This window comes from Enterococcus sp. DIV2384, from assembly GCF_050534975.1.
Lineage (GTDB): Bacteria > Bacillota > Bacilli > Lactobacillales > Enterococcaceae > Enterococcus > Enterococcus faecalis.
Window position 1 is genome coordinate 2,350,389 of the sequence record NZ_CP172905.1, and the last position, 17,300, is coordinate 2,367,688.

The 17,300-nt window shown below is 37.6% G+C and carries 15 protein-coding genes; 5 read left to right on the forward strand and 10 right to left on the reverse strand.

Features of this window, described 5'->3' with window-relative positions:
• Positions 1–241: 241 nt before the first annotated feature.
• The 6 genes from mltG to efrA form a co-directional block, all read right to left on the reverse strand.
• Positions 242–1,627, reverse strand: coding sequence for an endolytic transglycosylase MltG (gene mltG / locus IGK54_RS11285; protein WP_002375722.1), 1,386 nt, complete (start codon positions 1,625–1,627; stop codon positions 242–244).
• A 207-nt stretch (positions 1,628–1,834) separates the two neighbouring features.
• On the reverse strand, positions 1,835–2,512 hold the full coding sequence (locus IGK54_RS11290) for an HAD family hydrolase (RefSeq protein ID WP_002398687.1): 678 nt from the start codon (positions 2,510–2,512) through the stop codon (positions 1,835–1,837).
• Between the two features lie 73 nt (positions 2,513–2,585).
• Positions 2,586–3,737, reverse strand: a complete 1,152-nt coding sequence (wecB, locus tag IGK54_RS11295) for a non-hydrolyzing UDP-N-acetylglucosamine 2-epimerase (RefSeq protein WP_425136028.1) — start codon at positions 3,735–3,737, stop codon at positions 2,586–2,588.
• 13 nt (positions 3,738–3,750) lie between these two features.
• Positions 3,751–4,242 carry a gamma carbonic anhydrase family protein gene (locus IGK54_RS11300; protein WP_002355129.1) on the reverse strand — a complete coding sequence of 164 codons (492 nt, stop codon included), beginning with the start codon at positions 4,240–4,242 and terminating at the stop codon, positions 3,751–3,753.
• Positions 4,243–4,339: 97 nt separating this feature from the next.
• On the reverse strand, positions 4,340–6,109 hold the full coding sequence (gene efrB, locus IGK54_RS11305) for a multidrug efflux ABC transporter subunit EfrB (protein WP_430602991.1): 1,770 nt from the start codon (positions 6,107–6,109) through the stop codon (positions 4,340–4,342).
• On the reverse strand, positions 6,106–7,833 hold the full coding sequence (gene efrA, locus IGK54_RS11310) for a multidrug efflux ABC transporter subunit EfrA (RefSeq protein ID WP_010818536.1): 1,728 nt from the start codon (positions 7,831–7,833) through the stop codon (positions 6,106–6,108). The genes efrB and efrA overlap by 4 nt, the downstream gene beginning before the upstream one ends.
• 228 nt (positions 7,834–8,061) lie before the next feature.
• On the opposite strand from efrA, the gene IGK54_RS11315 reads away from it, so the two are divergent.
• The 3 genes from IGK54_RS11315 (at position 8,062) to rnjA (ending at position 10,653) form a co-directional block, all read left to right on the forward strand.
• Positions 8,062–8,448 (forward strand): YbaN family protein, encoded by a 387-nt coding sequence (locus IGK54_RS11315; protein WP_002355126.1) that lies wholly within the window; start codon positions 8,062–8,064, stop codon positions 8,446–8,448.
• 305 nt (positions 8,449–8,753) lie between these two features.
• Entirely contained in the window at positions 8,754–8,966 is a 213-nt protein-coding gene (locus tag IGK54_RS11320) for a DNA-directed RNA polymerase subunit epsilon (RefSeq protein WP_002355123.1), read from the forward strand.
• A gap of 1 nt (position 8,967) precedes the next feature.
• Entirely contained in the window at positions 8,968–10,653 is a 1,686-nt protein-coding gene (rnjA, locus tag IGK54_RS11325; protein WP_010823193.1) for a ribonuclease J1, read from the forward strand.
• A 105-nt stretch (positions 10,654–10,758) separates the two neighbouring features.
• Here the strand turns inward: rnjA and IGK54_RS11330 are convergent, their stop codons facing one another.
• The 4 genes from IGK54_RS11330 to IGK54_RS11345 form a co-directional block, all read right to left on the reverse strand.
• Positions 10,759–10,959 carry a cold-shock protein gene (locus tag IGK54_RS11330; protein WP_002355121.1) on the reverse strand — a complete coding sequence of 67 codons (201 nt, stop codon included), beginning with the start codon at positions 10,957–10,959 and terminating at the stop codon, positions 10,759–10,761.
• Positions 10,960–11,112: 153 nt separating this feature from the next.
• Positions 11,113–11,811 carry a RadC family protein gene (radC, locus tag IGK54_RS11335; RefSeq protein WP_002365188.1) on the reverse strand — a complete coding sequence of 233 codons (699 nt, stop codon included), beginning with the start codon at positions 11,809–11,811 and terminating at the stop codon, positions 11,113–11,115.
• 55 nt (positions 11,812–11,866) lie between these two features.
• Positions 11,867–12,526, reverse strand: coding sequence for an HAD family hydrolase (locus tag IGK54_RS11340; RefSeq protein WP_002385286.1), 660 nt, complete (start codon positions 12,524–12,526; stop codon positions 11,867–11,869).
• Positions 12,510–13,832: a bifunctional folylpolyglutamate synthase/dihydrofolate synthase gene (locus IGK54_RS11345; RefSeq protein WP_002355117.1), complete on the reverse strand. Its 1,323-nt coding sequence runs from the start codon at positions 13,830–13,832 to the stop codon at positions 12,510–12,512. Before IGK54_RS11345 ends, IGK54_RS11340 begins: the two co-directional genes overlap by 17 nt.
• Positions 13,833–14,080: 248 nt before the next feature.
• Between IGK54_RS11345 and IGK54_RS11350 the strand changes: the two genes are divergently transcribed.
• Positions 14,081–16,645: a YfhO family protein gene (locus tag IGK54_RS11350; protein WP_142957669.1), complete on the forward strand. Its 2,565-nt coding sequence runs from the start codon at positions 14,081–14,083 to the stop codon at positions 16,643–16,645.
• On the forward strand, positions 16,638–17,237 hold the full coding sequence (locus IGK54_RS11355; protein ID WP_002355114.1) for a TVP38/TMEM64 family protein: 600 nt from the start codon (positions 16,638–16,640) through the stop codon (positions 17,235–17,237). The genes IGK54_RS11350 and IGK54_RS11355 overlap by 8 nt, the downstream gene beginning before the upstream one ends.
• Positions 17,238–17,300: the final 63 nt, after the last annotated feature.

Genomic DNA, 17,300 nt, shown 5'->3' on the forward strand with positions numbered 1-17,300 from the left:
TTAACGATACGTAGTTCTTGGTTGGTTATTGAAAAAAATTCCGCTTTCAATCCACAAAAGAGTACCACGCTTTTTCTAAATTGTAAATATAATTATTGAATTTTTGTGATTTTGCTAAATTTTATTTATATAAATTTCTAGTTGCTACTCTTTCCCTCTGTTAAACAGATTACTTTTTGAGTATCTAAAAGCTTGGTGAATCATACAAAATTGATTCACCAAGCTCTTTTATGTTTTCATTTTATTCACTACTTGAATTATTGACATACTGATCTACTAATACTTGATGTTCTTCATATGTTTTTGAGAAGTATACTTTTCCTGTAGAAATATCTGCTACAAAGTATAAATAGTCACTTGGTGTCGGATTCAAGACTGCTTTAATTGACTCCTCACTTGGGCTATCTAATGGTCCTGGTCCATAACCAGTATTTTTATACAAGTTATAAGACGAGTCCACTTCCAAGTCAGCATACGTTACAGTTTCTTTGTGTTCTCCTAGAGCATACAAAATAGAAATATCTGATTGGATCGGCATATCGGCAGCCAAGCGGTTAAAGAATACTTGCGCAATTTGTTTGCGGTCTGCTTCTTTGACTCCTTCTTTTTCAACCAATGAAGCTAACGTTAAGACTTGCTGATTGGTTAAATTCTTTGCATGAATTGTCGGCGTATATTGTTCCATTACTGTGTTCATTTTAGCAATCATTTGTTCGACAAATTCAGGAAGTGTTGCTTTTTTGTAGTAATCATAAGTTGCCGGGAATAAATAGCCTTCTAAGCGATAACGAACACCTTCTGCGGTTGCAGCACTTTCAAGTAAATCAGGATACTTAGCCTTCATTTGATTGAAGAAGTCCTCGTTTTTCATTAATGCAATGAAATCTGCTTTCTTGAAATCCGTATTTTTTTCAATGGCTTCGCCAATTTTATCTATATCGTAGCCTTCAGGAATCGTTACTTTGCCATCTGCGATTTTAGTTGGTTCTGGCGTGCCCCCTTCTTTTAGCATTTCACCAATTTCATCGAGTGTCATGCTTGGAGACATTTGATAATAGCCCGCTTGAAAATCTGTTAAGTTTTTAAATTTTACGTAGTAGTTAAAAACCATTCCGCTTTTAATGACGTTGCTTTCTTCTAAAACCGCAGCAATTTGCTTATTAGAAGATCCTTCTGGGATATGCACTTGAACAAGCTTCTTATTGTTCTTGTCTAGTGGCTGTAGCCCAGCATCTACATATTTATAAAAAGTAAACCCAAAGATTGCCATCATTAAAACCAATACAGAAACTACAATTAACACGATACGACCGACTAAACGATCTTCTTTTTTACGTGTTTGTTTTTTTGTATTTGTTGGCTTTTCGTCTGTTTCAATCGGGGTTGGCTCTTCGACTGTCTGTGTTGTCTTGTCTTTCCCACGTCTTCGAGCAGCTCTAGAACCTGCACGTGTTTGTGTTGTGCGGCTCGCTGTTTCTTGTGATTCATCAGATGAAGGTTGGGGAGACCTATCATTTTTTTCAGAGGAATCAGGTTGATCGCCATCATTTCTACCTTTTAAAGACCCAGTTACTTGATCTCTAAGCGAAGATTTGGGATCTTGGTTATTTTGGTTATCATTAGCCAAAACTAACCCTCCTTACTATTCTATCGTTTATGACTGAAACTATTATACATGAAACCTCTTTAAAATTAAATGTTTTTAATAAAAAGACCGTCATTCCCTGATAAAAAATTCATCATTGACAACGTTTAAAGCCTATGATGGCGCTTTTCTATTGAAACGATAATAAATCTTAAAATCCTCCTAAATTTATCGAAAATCCATTTTCTATTAAGAATTTTGTAGCAAAATAGCACCTAAGTCTTTAGGCGATTGTACTAGGAATGTTGCTCCCGCCTCTTGTAATTCTGTTTCTTCACCAAATCCATACAAGACACCTATACTATCTAAGCCATTTTGTTGAGCACCAAGAATGTCATGATTACGATCACCAACCATGATAATTGCTTCTTTGGTTGGGTCTAATTGAGCTTCCGTTAATGCATACTGAATCACATCTGCTTTTTTAGAACGATGACCGTCCATACTCGCTCCATAGATGCCTGTAAAATAACGATCTAAATCAAAATGAGTAATAATCTTTTTAGCAAATTCTTCTGGCTTGGAAGTCGCAATGTATAACTTTGCTCCCGCTTCCTTTAACCTTGTTAGTACCTCTGGGATCCCTGGATACACATGATTTTCAAACATACCTTTTCTCTGATAGTACGCTCGATAATGACTCACGGCTTGTTGCGCTGCTTCAGCTGAAGGCGCCATGTGCAAAAACGACTCATATAAAGGCGGCCCTATGAAAGAACGTAACGTCTCCTCGCTAGGAGCTGGCCAGCCTAATTGTTCTGTTGCGTATAAAATAGAACGCATAATGCCGCTACCAGAATCCGTAATTGTGCCATCTAAATCAAATAAAATCGTTTGATACATCTTCACTTCACTACTTTCTAGCATTTTTTGTCTAATTGATTCTTCAAAATAAGATACGCAAAAGAAGCACCTTTTCAGCGTTTCTCTGCCTTTTTATTTATTTTGCTGTAAACGTATCTGGTTTTTTATCTGATTGCTGCATTTCATAGGCAATGGCTTCAACGATTCGGCGGCTAGCTTGACCATCCCCATACGGATTTTGTGCATGCGCCATCGCGTGGTAAGCATCAGAATCAGTCAATAATGTTTTCGCCTCTTGATAGACTACTTGTTCGTCTGTACCAACCAATTTCAATGTTCCTGCCGCTACGCCTTCTGGACGTTCCGTTGTATCTCGTAAAACTAAAACTGGCACACCTAAGGAAGGAGCTTCTTCTTGCACACCGCCAGAATCAGTTAAAATTAAAGAACTTTTCGCTGCAAAATTTTGAAAATCTTTGACATCCAATGGTTCAATTAAATGCACACGAGCTAATTCACCTAAGTGTTCCGCTACTATTTCACGGACTTTGGGATTTTTGTGCATAGGGAAAATGACTTCAATTTCTGGATGTTCCATTACAAGTCGACGAACAGCTTTAAACACATTTGCCATTGGCAGGCCTAAATTTTCACGACGATGCATTGTGATTAGTACAATGCGTTGGTCTGTAGGGATTTTTTCCAATAAATCATTTTGATAGTGGGCATCAACGGTGTACACCATCGCATCAATCGCTGTATTGCCAGTTACATAAATATGTTCTTCTGGATGATTTTCTTTGATTAAATTGTCCTTACTTTGAGTGGTTGGGGCAAAATAAATATCAGTTAACACGTCTACCAGTTGACGATTCATTTCTTCCGGAAACGGAGAATATTTTTGCCAGGTCCGTAATCCTGCTTCCACATGTCCCACCGGAATCTGTTGATAAAAAGCTGCCAATGCAGCCGCAAATGACGTGGTTGTATCGCCATGAACCAAGACAATATCCGGCTGTTCTGTCACAAGAACCTCAGTTAATAAATTCAAAACACGACTTGTAATATCTGTTAAGGTTTGCCCATCTTTCATGATATTTAAATCATGATTCGGTGTAATTTGAAAATCTTCTAACACTTGATCCAACATTTGGCGATGTTGCGCTGTTACGACTACTACAGAGTCAAATCCTTGACTTTGCTCTTCTAAAACTTTGATTAAAGGGGCCATTTTGATTGCTTCTGGCCGTGTTCCAAAAACCGTCATTACTTTAATTTTCTTCATCATTTTCCTCCTAATTCTATGTTAGTTTCGGGTATTTTTGTTGGCGAAATTCTTCTGCTCGTTGAATATAATGTAAGGCGTTCGTATGATTACTGGCTATTTCTGCTGCCGTTAACGGACGGATAACCTTCGCGGGTCGACCAAATGCTAAAACATTTGGCGGGATAATTTTGCCTTCTGTCACTAAAGAGCCCGCACCAATCAGGCTGTTTTCTCCAATAATAGCGTTATTTAGAATCGTTGAACCCATGCCAATCAAAGCACCATCACCGATTTTACAACCGTGTAACATGCATTGATGGCCCACCGTTACATACTTGCCTACAATTGTCGGGGCATCTTCATCAACATGAATAATCGTGCCATCTTGAATATTACTACCTTCACCAATGGTAATTGTGTTACTGTCACCTCTTAAGACCGACTGAAACCAAATATTACTATCCTTCGCTAGTTGTACGTTTCCATAGACATCTGCACTAGCAGCAATAAAATATTCTTTTTTCAAACTCTGTCACCTCTTTTCATTAAGTATAGACAAGAATTCCTCACTTTCATAGTAAAAAAGACAAGAAAAACGACTGTCTTTTCAGACAGCCGTTTTTTTATTCCTCATAGTCGCCTTCTTCAGCAAATTGACTATTGTATAGTTTTTCATAGAAGCCACCTTGTTCCAGCAACTCATGATGCGTACCTTTTTCAATGATTTCTCCTTGTTTCATAACAAGAATTAAATCAGCTTCACGAATAGTTGATAGGCGGTGGGCAATAACGAAACTCGTTCGTCCTTCCATAACACGATCCATTGCTTTTTGAATTAAGGCTTCCAAGCGTGTATCGACTGAACTAGTCGCCTCATCTAAAATCAAAATTTTTGGATCAGAAATTACCGCTCGGGCAATGGTCAACAATTGTTTTTGACCAAGGGAAACGTTATCTCCCTCAGAATTGATTTCCATTTCATACCCGTCTGGCATTGTCCGAATGAAGTGATCCACATTGGCCGTTTTCGCTGCATCCACAACTTCATAATCCGTGGCATCTAACTTCCCAAAACGAATGTTATCTGCAATGGTACCTTTATACAACCAAGCATCTTGCAATACCATTCCAAATACAGATCGGACATCACTACGGTTCATTTTTTTCGTGTCAATGCCATCAATTTTAATGGCGCCTTCTGTTACATCATAAAAACGCATCAGTAAGTTGATTAAGGTTGTTTTCCCAGCGCCAGTTGGTCCCACAATCGCAACCATTTGGCCCGCATCAACTTTAAAGTTCAAATTACGAATTAACGGTTTTTCTGGGTCATAACTAAAGCTGACATTTTCAAATTCAACAGAGCCTAAAATAGGTTCTGGCAAAGAAACATCTTGATCGTTAAGTTCTTCTTCTGGTTCATCTAGGATTTCAAAAATCCGCATGGTCGAAGCTGAAGCGCTTTGTAAAGCTGCAGACAACTGCGTAATATTCCCCATTGGTTGGCTAATTTGCCAAATATATTGAATAAACGCTTGTAACTGCCCCACTACGATCACACCAGCAACCACATAGTAACTACCAAGGACAGCTACCCCGATATAGGTCCCATAAGCGGTCATTTGAACCAATGGCAACATTAATCCTGAGATAAAGGATGCTTTGAAACCAAAACCATTTAAACGATGATTGACTTGTTTAAAGCCTTCAAGGGTTTCTTTTTCCCGACCATATAGTTTTAAGACACTGAACCCAGTCATATTTTCTTGAACATAACCATTTAAGTCTCCTAAAGAATTTTGCATTCCTTGGAAATATTTCTGGGATATTTTAACAATTGTTCTGGAAATAATCAGAGACAACGGAATCATAATCACTGAAAAAATCGCCATCAGCGGATTGATTAAGAACATCATCACTACCGCCATCACAATACCTAAGACTGCTGAAACAATATTGATAAAACTTTGTTGCATCGCATTGCTGACAGCATCCACATCGTTCGTCACCCGTGACAAAATATTTCCTTGTTGGTTCTTATCAAAATAAGAAACTGGCAAACGATTGATTTTTTCTTCAATATCGCGACGTAAATCGCGCATGGATTGTTGAACGACATTCGTCATTAAAAAGCCTGACAAAAATTGTGCCACACAATAACCTGTTCCCACAACTAAAATCCAAATTAAACATTGGATTACATAATCAAAATTAATGGATTCGCCAGCCGCAATATTACGGCTAATTTCTGTCGTTGGTAATCCAGTCAAATAAGGCAACGCTGCATTAAAGGCCACGGTTAATATTGTAAATAAAATAACTAAATAAAACGTCACTCGGTACGGTTTAATATAGCGACCGATTCGTTTCATAGAAGAAAAGGCGTGTTTCATGCTAATTCCTCCTCTGACAATTGAGAAGCCGCAATATCATAGTAAATTGGACAAGTCTCAAGTAATTCACGATGTGTGCCAATTCCGACCACGTCGCCTTCGTTTAAAACAACAATGCGGTCCGCATGCATAATTGTTCCAACACGTTGTGCCACAATTAAAACAGTGGATTCTGTTGTTTCTTTTTTCAGACGCGCTCGTAAATTTGCATCTGTTTGATAATCTAACGCAGAAAAACTATCATCAAATATATAAATTTCCGGATTGCGAATAATCGCCCGTGCGATAGCTAAACGTTGTTTTTGACCACCAGAAAAGTTCGTGCCACCTTCTGAAAGAGGTTCATCATAGCCTTGCGGTTTTTGTGAAACAAATTCTGTTGCTTGAGCAATGTCAATTGCTCGTTCCATTTCTTCTAACGTCGCATCTTCCTTACCGTAGCGAAGATTATCAGCAATTGTACCAGTAAAAAGTAACGCTTTTTGTGGAATATAGCCAATCTTATTGCGTAATGCACTAAGTTGGTACTCTTTTACGTTCACTCCATCGATTAAAATTTCACCTTCTGATACATCATAAAACCGTGGAATCAATTGAATTAATGTTGATTTTCCACTACCTGTGCTCCCAATAAAGGCCACTGTTTCACCAGGTGACGCCTTAAAACTTACATTGCGGATAACTGGGCTTTCCGCATGTCCAGGATAGGCAAAGGTTACATTTTTAAACTCTAGATAGCCTTTAGTAGCTGTTTCTGTTACGCCTTCTTCTTCACGAATAGCTGGTTCCATGTCTAAGGCTTCTTGAATCCGTGAAGCCGAAACCGCAGCCCGCGGATACATCATAAAGACACTGGCAAATAACATAAACGAGAACAGCGCATGGAAAATATATTCAATAAAAGCAATTAAATTCCCAACTTCTAAATCCCCATGGCTGATTTGAACAGTCCCGCTCCAAATGATTAAGACCATCACAATATTAAATAAGAAAAAGAAGCCTGGTTGGGCTGCTGCCATTAAACGAAACAAACTTTTTGAACTTTTAGTGTAAGTTTCATTAACTTTATTAAAACGAGATTCTTCAAATTTTTCATTAACAAATGCGCGTATTACCCGCAATCCAGAAAGATTTTCTCTTAAAATCCCATTGATTCCATCTAAGTTCTTTTGTTGCTTTTTAGATAACGGTTCTGACAAACGAGCAATTCCGACAACGGCTAGCAGTAGAAAAGGCAAGGCACCTAAAACGTACATTCCTAACGACGGACTCGTCCGCATCACCATGTAAAGACTGGCAATAAACATCACTGGCGTCATAAAGCCAAGACGTAAAATATTTCCCATGAAGAGCATAATTTGGTATGCATCATTGGTAGTTCGCGTAATTAAGGAAGAAACCCCAATACTTTCATATTCACTGTGTGAGAAAGTTTGAATCTTTTCAAATAAATCATCACGAATATCACGAACAATGTTTGTTGTAATTCTGGCACCAAAGTACCCCAGCAAAATATTCATTGCGACACCAATAATCGTAATTACAACCATCCAAATCCCTTGCTGATAAATATAGTCCATATCTCTAGGAATAATTCCTTTGTCAATCATTCGTGCTAAAATGGTCGGCAAACCTAATTCAATCAAAATAAAACCAAACACACAAATAAAATCAGCAAAAAGTAATTTCTTATAACGCATTGTGTAACGCCACATTAACTTCAATTAATCATCTCCTTCTTATCTTACTTTAAATTTTCTAGTACTCCCACTGTATCAAAAAGAAATCGGTAATACAAGCTGTCTGGCTAGAAAAAACAGCCTTTCTCTTTCTATCCTTTCTCTTTTAGATTTTCTAAAAAATAGATAATTTTAATGATTTACTTATACGATTAAAATTGCTACTTCCTTTTGATTGTGCCATAATTGGGAAAAACTGAAAGGACCCTTTGAATGAAAAAATTATTCTTCATTTTTCTCGGTTCCTGTACGTTTGCTTTAGGCACGTTAGGAATCTTTTTGCCGCTTTTACCCACCACTGGTTTTTATTTATTAACGGCCTTTTTTTGGATGCGTAGTTCAGATAAACTTTATAACAAATTTTTAGCTTCTTCTTATTATCAAAAATATATCCAAGAAGCCTTCTTTGAGAAAAAAATTACTCGTAAAGGCAAATGGAAACTATTTATTTCCATGTTTCTTTTATTTGCCATTCCGTGTTTAATTGTCCGAAATACGTTGATGACTACGACTTTAGCGATTGTTTATTTAGCCCACGTGATTGGCTTAAGTTGGTATTGGCGTCCTAAAAAAAAGGCACTCGAACTTGATCAAGAATAAGGCGAAACAAGAAGTTTGTTTTTTTTAAAAGTCCAGTGAGTGTTTCTATACTTCCTTATCATTCTATGATAAAATAAGCTTAATTGTTGTTATTCACAACACACGGGACGGTTGAAAAAAGAACACATAAAATCAAATACCCAGAATGAAGCAAAGTCGAGGCTTCATTTCATCATTAACAGATGTTTTTGATGAGCATTCTTTTTTAGGTGATCAGCACCTCGTTTTGTTGTGTTTAATTTTCTGTCTTAAAATGAAAAAAACTATAAATTGCTACTATTAGTAGCTGAAGGAGAAATGAATCGATGATTTACAAAGTATACTATCAAGAAACAAAAATCAGAAACCCAAAAAGAGAAGACACAAAATCTCTTTACATGGAAGCCGATAGCGATGTAATCGTGCGCCAATTAGTTGAAGAAAATACCCCATACAATATTGAATACGTTCAATTATTAGACGAAAAACATCTTGCTTACGAGCAAGAACATGCGGACTTCACTCTAACGGAGTTTTAACATGAAAGTAAACATAAAAAATAACGAAACTGGCGTTTTTGCAATCGGTGGTTTAGGCGAAATTGGAAAAAACACATATGGGGTACAATTCCAAGATGAAATTATCATTATTGATGCTGGGATCAAATTCCCAGAAGATGATTTACTTGGGATTGACTACGTGATTCCAGATTATAGCTACATCGTTCAAAATTTGCATAAAGTCAAAGCACTCGTTATTACCCACGGTCATGAAGACCATATTGGTGGCGTTCCTTATCTTTTACGTCAAGCGAATATCCCAATCTATGCGGGACCACTAGCCTTGGCTTTAATTACCAACAAACTAGATGAACATGGTTTATTGCGAGAAGCGGAATTACACGAAATTAATGAAGATACGGTGATTCGTTTTAGAAAAACAGCGATTAGCTTTTTCCGGACGACTCACAGTATTCCTGATGCCTTGGGCGTTGTGGTTAAAACGCCTTCTGGTAACATTGTCGCAACAGGTGACTTTAAGTTTGACTTTACACCCGTTGGCGAGCCAGCCAACTTACACAGAATGGCAAAATTAGGTGAAGAAGGCGTCCTTTGTCTTCTTTCGGATAGTACCAATGCTGAAATACCCACCTTTACAAAATCCGAAAAAACAATTGGGACCTCTATTTTAAAAATCTTTGAAAAAATTGATGGTCGGATTATCTTTGCCAGTTTTGCTTCAAACATTTTCCGTTTACAACAAGCTGCTGATGCAGCCGTGAAAACCGGTCGCAAAATTGCTGTTTTTGGTCGTAGCATGGAAAATGCCATTGTCAATGGCGAACGCTTAGGCTACATCAAAGTGCCAAAAGGAACGTTTGTCGATGCGGCGGAACTGAATCAATTGCCAGCAAATGAAACAATGATTTTATGTACTGGCTCTCAAGGAGAACCTATGGCCGCGCTTAGTCGGATTGCTAACGGTACACATCGCCAAATTAGTATTCAACCAGGCGATACGGTTGTTTTCTCAAGTTCACCGATTCCTGGGAATACGACAAGTGTTAACCGTTTAATCAACTTATTATCTGAAGCCGGTGCGGAAGTTATCCACGGAAAAATCAATAATATCCATACTTCTGGTCACGGTGGACAAGAAGAGCAAAAATTAATGCTTCGCTTGATGAAGCCTAAATATTTCATGCCTGTTCATGGTGAATTTAGAATGTTAAAAATCCATGCTTCGCTCGCTCAAGATACAGGGGTTCCTGAAGAAAATTGCTTTATCATGGGCAACGGCGATGTCTTAGCTTTAACGACTGATAGCGCACGTCCTGCTGGTCACTTCAACGCTAATGACGTGTACGTTGATGGAAATGGTGTCGGCGATATCGGGAATGTTGTTTTACGGGATCGTCGTATCTTATCTGAAGAAGGTTTAGTTTTAGCGGTAGCAACGGTTGATATTAAAAATAAAGAAATTATGGCTGGTCCGGACATTCTTTCCCGTGGTTTTGTCTACATGCGTGAGTCTGGTGATATGATTCATGAAGGCCAACGTCTTTTATTCAATGCTCTACGTGAAGCAATGAAAGATAAAAACTGTACCGAAGCAAAATTAGGCGAAGCCATGACGACCGCTTTACAGCCTTTCTTGTTTGAACAAACAGAACGTCATCCAATGATTCTGCCAATGATTATGACTGCCACAGTTAGTGATCAATAAAGCTCTCATTTAATAGAGAAGAAAAATGGACAAACATTTTTCTTCTCTATTTTTTCTAACAAAAAAACACCTAACATGCGTTAGGTGTTTTTGGATTATTTTTTATTAGTTTTTTTCTACGTTAACTGCTTGAGGGCCACGGTCTGAATCTTCAACATCAAAAGTCACTGCTTGACCTTCTTCTAAAGTTTTGAAACCATCACCTTGGATAGCTGAGAAGTGTACGAATACGTCGCTTCCGTCTTCGCGTGAGATAAACCCAAAACCTTTTTCTGCGTTAAACCATTTTACTGTTCCTTGTTCCATTCTTTTGTTCCTCCTCGTGCATTTGCACATAAATAGTCGTAACTTTGCTCGCTTCCAATAGAATATTTAAAAAAATTTAAAAAGTCTACATAATTCCAAACAAGATTACCCTTTCATTTTACACGTGATAAAATATTTTTGCAAGAATTGTCCTCATTCTGAAGCAAAAAAATTCTCTTCTCTCAAACTAATGTATCCGCTATCACCAACAATAATATGATCCAACAATTGAATCCCCATCATTTCGCCACATTCTTCCATTCGTTTGGTAAATTGAATATCTTGTGGAGACGGTGTCGGATTGCCAGATGGATGATTATGAGCTAATAGTATGCGAGCAGATGAATATTTAACCGCTTCCCGAAAAATTTCGCGTGGATGAGCAATACTTTGATTCAGTGATCCTTTGAAAATCGTTTTCTGTTGGATAATGTCATTCTTGGTATTCAAGTAAATACAAATTAAATGTTCTTGTTGCAGCCCCTTCATCTCTTGGAGTAATCGTTGAGCGACTTGTTGGCTGGACGTAACTTTACCAAATTTGATTTGACTACTTTGATAAATTCGACACCCTAATTCAATGGCCGCACGTAATTCAATGGCTTTCACTTGGCCAATGCCTTTAATAGCCATTAACTCGTTCAACGTGGCTTGCTGCAAATAAGAAAGTTGCTTAAACTGTTTTAACAGCGTTGCGGCAACAGTCATCACGTCTGCTTCTTTTGAGCCAGTACGTAACAGAATCGCCAACAACTCTTGATTCGATAATGCTTTTTCTCCTATCGCTAAGAGCCGTTCTCGTGGTAAACAATCACTCGGCATCTCACGAATAAACAGATCCGATACTTGCATAAAAAAACCTCCTTTGCTAGTCATTAATAAACTACGCAAAGGAGTATTGTTTTTATTATTTTAAATAATGCGGCGCTTGATGTAAACTCTCCAAGACATGTAATGTTTTCTCTTGGATAACTTCAGTTGGTTGCAATAAATCAGGTACCATGATCACTGGAATGCCCGCACTATGAGCCGCACTTACCCCATGAAATGAGTCTTCGAAAATCAAGGTTTTCGGGGCTTCTGTTCCTAAAAGTTGACGAGCTTTTTGAAAAATTTCTGGGTCCGGTTTTGCTCGTTTAACATCCTCTGCTGAAACAATTCCTACAAAACGATCCTGAATCCCAGCATGGCTTAATAACATTTCAATAGCTGGACGGACGTTACTTGAAGCAACTAATCGAGGAATTTTTTGATCATCTAAAAAGTCGAGGAATTCCACCACCCCTGGTTTTAAAGGTACGTTACCAGATCGAAACTCTTGCAGGGTATCATCATAAGAACGGCGGATAAATTCTTCCACTGTGTCATGACCATAGGATGCATAAATACGTCGGTAATTCTCTTGTACTTCTTCATCGGAAATCCCAACATAGTCTAAATAGACTTCTTTACTATATGGTAACCCCATTGCATCTGCTACTTTTTGAGTAGATGTATAGTAAATCAACTCCGTATCAAAAAGCAACCCATCCATATCAAAAATTACGCCATCAAATTTCTTCATCATTTCCTCCTATAGTTAAAAGTAATTCTCTTACTTGAGAAACAAAATATAATGAACCTGTTACTAATAATAAATCATCTGTCGACATTTTTTCTAAAATTTCGCCTAAGCCAAATTGCCATAAAGACACAATTTCTGTTAAATCGTCTTCATATTTTTCCATTTCTGTAAGTGCAATAGCTTTAGGGTAATCAAAGCTAGTTAAGTAAAGATGCGCATTCGGTACTTGCTTTAAGTCCTGAATCATCTCATCCACATCTTTAGTTGCTAAAGCTGAAAATAAAATATGAATCGTGTGTTGTGGAAACTCTTTGCGCAAGTTTTCAACTAAGCGTTTTACTGCATGATCATTGTGGGCACCATCTAAAACAATCAACGGTTCATCACTAAGACGTTCCATTCGAGCTGGCCATTGCGCTTTAGCTAACCCTTGAGTAATGTCTCGTTCTTTAAACGGCAAATGTTGTAGTTGGCAATACTTGTCAAATAATTGAATAGCTACCGCCGCGTTTTCTACTTGGTGACGCCCCAACAAGGGAACTTTAATCTTTGTCAGTTTGCCCATTTCTCCATAGAAATTAAATACTTCCCCCCATTGTGTATCAGGATGTAGATATTCCACTTGATACTCTTTGCCAAAACGAAAAATTGGACTCTGTTTTTCTTGTGCGACTTTTTCAATGACTGCTAGCGCATCAGCACAAATGTTGCCTGTTACTACTGGGACTTTTTCTTTAATAATACCCGCTTTTTGATAGGCAATTTCAGCAATTGTTTCACCTAAAATTTCTGTGTGATCCTTCCCAATTGTCGTAATTCCCGTCAATAATGGCTTCACGACATTGGTGCTATCAAGTAATCCACCTAAGCCAACTTCAACAACGGCGATATCCACTTGTTCATTCACGAAATAGTCCAAGGCCATTCCTGTCAATGTTTCGAATTCTGTAATTCCAGCCACTTCAGTGATTTGGTCTAATTCTTTAATGATTGGTTGATACTTTTCCACATAGGTAATCAATTGTTCGTCTGAAATTGGTTGACCATTTATCGCAATTCTTTCATTAAATGATTCAATATAAGGAGAGGTAAAGGTTCCGACTTTCAAGCCCATTTCTTCTAATAGACAGCGTAAATATGTCACGGTTGAGCCTTTACCATTGGTTCCTGCGATATGAATCGTTGGCACTTTGTTTTCTGGATGATCAATTTTTTCTAATAACGCATTAATCCGATCCAAACCAGGTCTTGAACCAAAGGGTAACCGGCTATGAATCCATTCAATGGCTTCTTCTATTGTTAATTGCATCTTGTCCAACTCCTTGTCTTCTTCTACATTATAACTAAGTTAGGTGACTTTTTCACTAATAACCAATTGAAACTTTTTCTTGAAAACTTTTTGCATTTTTCATAATTTTGCGTTATTAGCGGATACATTAATGAACTTATGGTAAACTAACATTCTGGATGGTTCATTCCAGCCAGCCAATTAAAAACTATTTTTAGAGCGTTCAACACGCTTATTCATGATTTTTTTATAAAGGTGGACTTATTTTGATGAAAAACAAATCGAAGCTTTTATGGTTAGGAAGTTTTTTCTTGCCGTTTTTACTTCTGTTGCTTGTATGGATGACATTACAACTTGCGCCTTTTGGTGACAACAACTTATTAGTTAGTGATTTAGGCACACAATATATGCCTTTCTTGAGTTTTTTAAAACGCTCTTTTCACGAGGGAATAACTACATTCTACTCTTTTTCCAATGAGATTGGTGAGTCGATTGTTCCTTTGGCAGCCTATTACTTACTGAGCCCTTTTAATGTGTTGGCTTTCTTTTTTCCTTATGAACAATTACCTATAGCAATTTTATGGATTATTACCTTAAAACTTGCCTTGATGGGCACTACGATGTTTAGCTATTTAAAATACACCTATCAAAAAGTTGATGGCACCACGTTACTTTTTTCAACGTCCTATAGTTTCTGTGGCTTTGTCACCGTCTATAGCCAAAACTTTATGTGGTTGGATGCACTGATTCTATTCCCGCTTATCTTATTGGGACTCCAACGTTTATGGGATCAACGCAAATGGGGCTTATACAGTATCACCCTGTTTTTAGCGATTGTGACGAATTACTACATGGGTTATATGATTTGTCTCTTTGCTGTTTTGTACAGTATCTATTGGTTCTTTAAAAAGAATACCCAAGCCCATGCTATTCGGCAATTTTTTAAACAAAGTCCGTTATTCATCCTCGTTTCTTTTTTAACAGGAACCGCAACTAGCTTTTTATTATTACCTGCAGCAGAAGGGATGCTTTATACAAAAAAAGCAGATTTTGATGTCTCGACGTTCTTCTTAACGCCTAAGTTCAACACTTCGTTCTTCTCGCAATTAGGCTTAGGTTCTATTAATTATGAGTTGCGTTTAGACCATTTACCAACCGTTTTTGCTGGATTATTTGTGACACTCCTCTGTGTTGCCTATTTTCAAACGAAACAAATTGCGTTAAAAGAAAGAATAGCTTCAGCAATTCTTTTATTCATTCTCTTTTTAAGCTTTTGGTTAGAAGCCTTTAATACTGTCTGGCACATGTTTCAAAGCCCAGCTGGGTTCCCTTACCGAAATGTCTTTATCTTTAGCTTTTTATTGATTGTCTTTGCCTATGAAGCTTGGCTTACAAGAGTGACCATTCCTTGGTCCGCACCTATTATTTTTAGTCTGCTGTTAGTCATTGGCTACGGATCTTTGTATTATGGTCCACAAAAGAATCTCTTAATTTCGATCAATTATTTATGGCTAAGTTTACTTTTTATTTGGTTGATTTTCGTTTGCTTGCGTTTAGCACACAAAAAGGCCTTAAGAAACTATGTAGTCGTGGCTTTATTCTTACTGGTCAGCACAGAATTAACAACGAATTTCTGGATTTCTTTTAAACACATGCCCTTTGGTAGCCAAGCAACATTTGCCCAAGATTACCGAAAACACAGCCAATTAATCGATGAAAAAATGGCCTCAGCACCAGAACTTTATCGCATGAAACAAGTCATTCCTTCCAAAGAAACAGGGTTCCGTGAAATCAATAACGGCTACAATAATCCTTTACTTTATGGCTATGCTGGCGTTTCTAGCTATACTTCGACTTTAACTGCCACTACCCAAGACACATTAAGTGCGCTAGGTTTGTATCGAAAAAATGATCGCCGGATTGCCTATGTGGATAATTCACAACTAACCAATTTACTTTTAAATGTGAAATATGACTTTTTACCAATTGAAAAACCTACGAGTGAAAAATTGCTAAAAACAGTTGGTTCCACGAAAATCATGGAAAATGATGAAGCGATCGGTATGGGCTTTTTGGCGCCAACCGCATTAACCAAGTTAAAATTAGCAAAAAATGATCCTTTAGATGCCCAAGAAGAACTCCTGCAAACGCTCGTGCCGACGGATAAACCTTACTTTAAAACAGCTTCGTTGATAAATGAACCCCATCATACCAACGAAACAATTGAAGCAACCTTTAAAGTGAATAGCACTGGTGACTTGCATCTTTATATTCCGAATTTAAAATGGAAAAAGGTTACACAATTGAAGGTAAACCAACAAGTTATCTCGACGCCGATTTATATTGCAACCAATCAACTGTTCAATTTAGGGCATTTTGAAAAAGGAACTACCGTGACCCTGTCACTAACTGCTGAACAAGTGGTTGATTTAACCAATTGGCAACTTCAAACTTTAGACCAAACAGCCTTTAATCGTGCGGTTGACAAATTACGCCAACAAGCTCTTCACGTGAATGCAACTAAAAAAGGCCATTTAAATGGCGCACTGAATGTACCTGGAAATGACACTCAGTTACTGTATACGTCCATTCCTTATGACCAAGATTGGCAAGTCAAATCGTCGCTACAAAAAGAACCATTAAAAACACAGCGCATTCTAGGTGGCTTTTTAGCTGTTGAAGTTCCAGCTGGCAAACAGCAGTTAACCTTTGCCTATCATCCAAGAATGATTTATCTCGGTACTGCCGTCAGCGGAACGATTTTACTGGGAACGGCTGGTTATCTTGGCTTTAAAAAATACCGTCGAAAACGTCAGGAGGCCACTCATGACTAATCAGAAAAAATTTTTAAATGGACTCATTCGGTGGTTACCCCTAGTTGGACTGGTGCTTTTCTTCGGCTTAATTCTATGGGGATATTCCAGAGGAATTTTTCATTCTGTTGCTTCCTTGCAAGCTTTTATTAAACAGTTTGGTAACTATGCGGTTCTGTGTTTCATTCTTTTACAAATCGTCCAAGTGATTATTCCTATTCTACCTGGAGGAATCTCTTCTGTTGCAGGAATGTTGATGTTTGGCAATTTGCAAGGCCTTTTGTATAGCTATCTTGGATTGATTATTGGTGAGTTTATTGGCTTTTTACTGGTTCGTTACTATGGACGTAGCTTTGTAAAAATAATCCTTTCACCCAATAAATACAAAAAATTTGAAGAGATTTTAGACAAAAATGAACACAATGTCAAAAAGCTCTTAATCTTTACTATGTTAGTCCCCTTCGCTCCAGATGATATTGTTTGTTTAGTGGCGGGAATTACAGATATTTCTTTAAAAGAATTCATGAAAATTGTTCTTTTATTGAAATTCTGGTCTGTGGCTACTTACAGCTACTTAATGTTGTATTTGTTTCAATTATTTGGCAAATTATAACAAAAAGACAACAAAACCAACGTTTGGTTGTAGTGACCCCAAAAAGTTAGACTTTTTATAGAG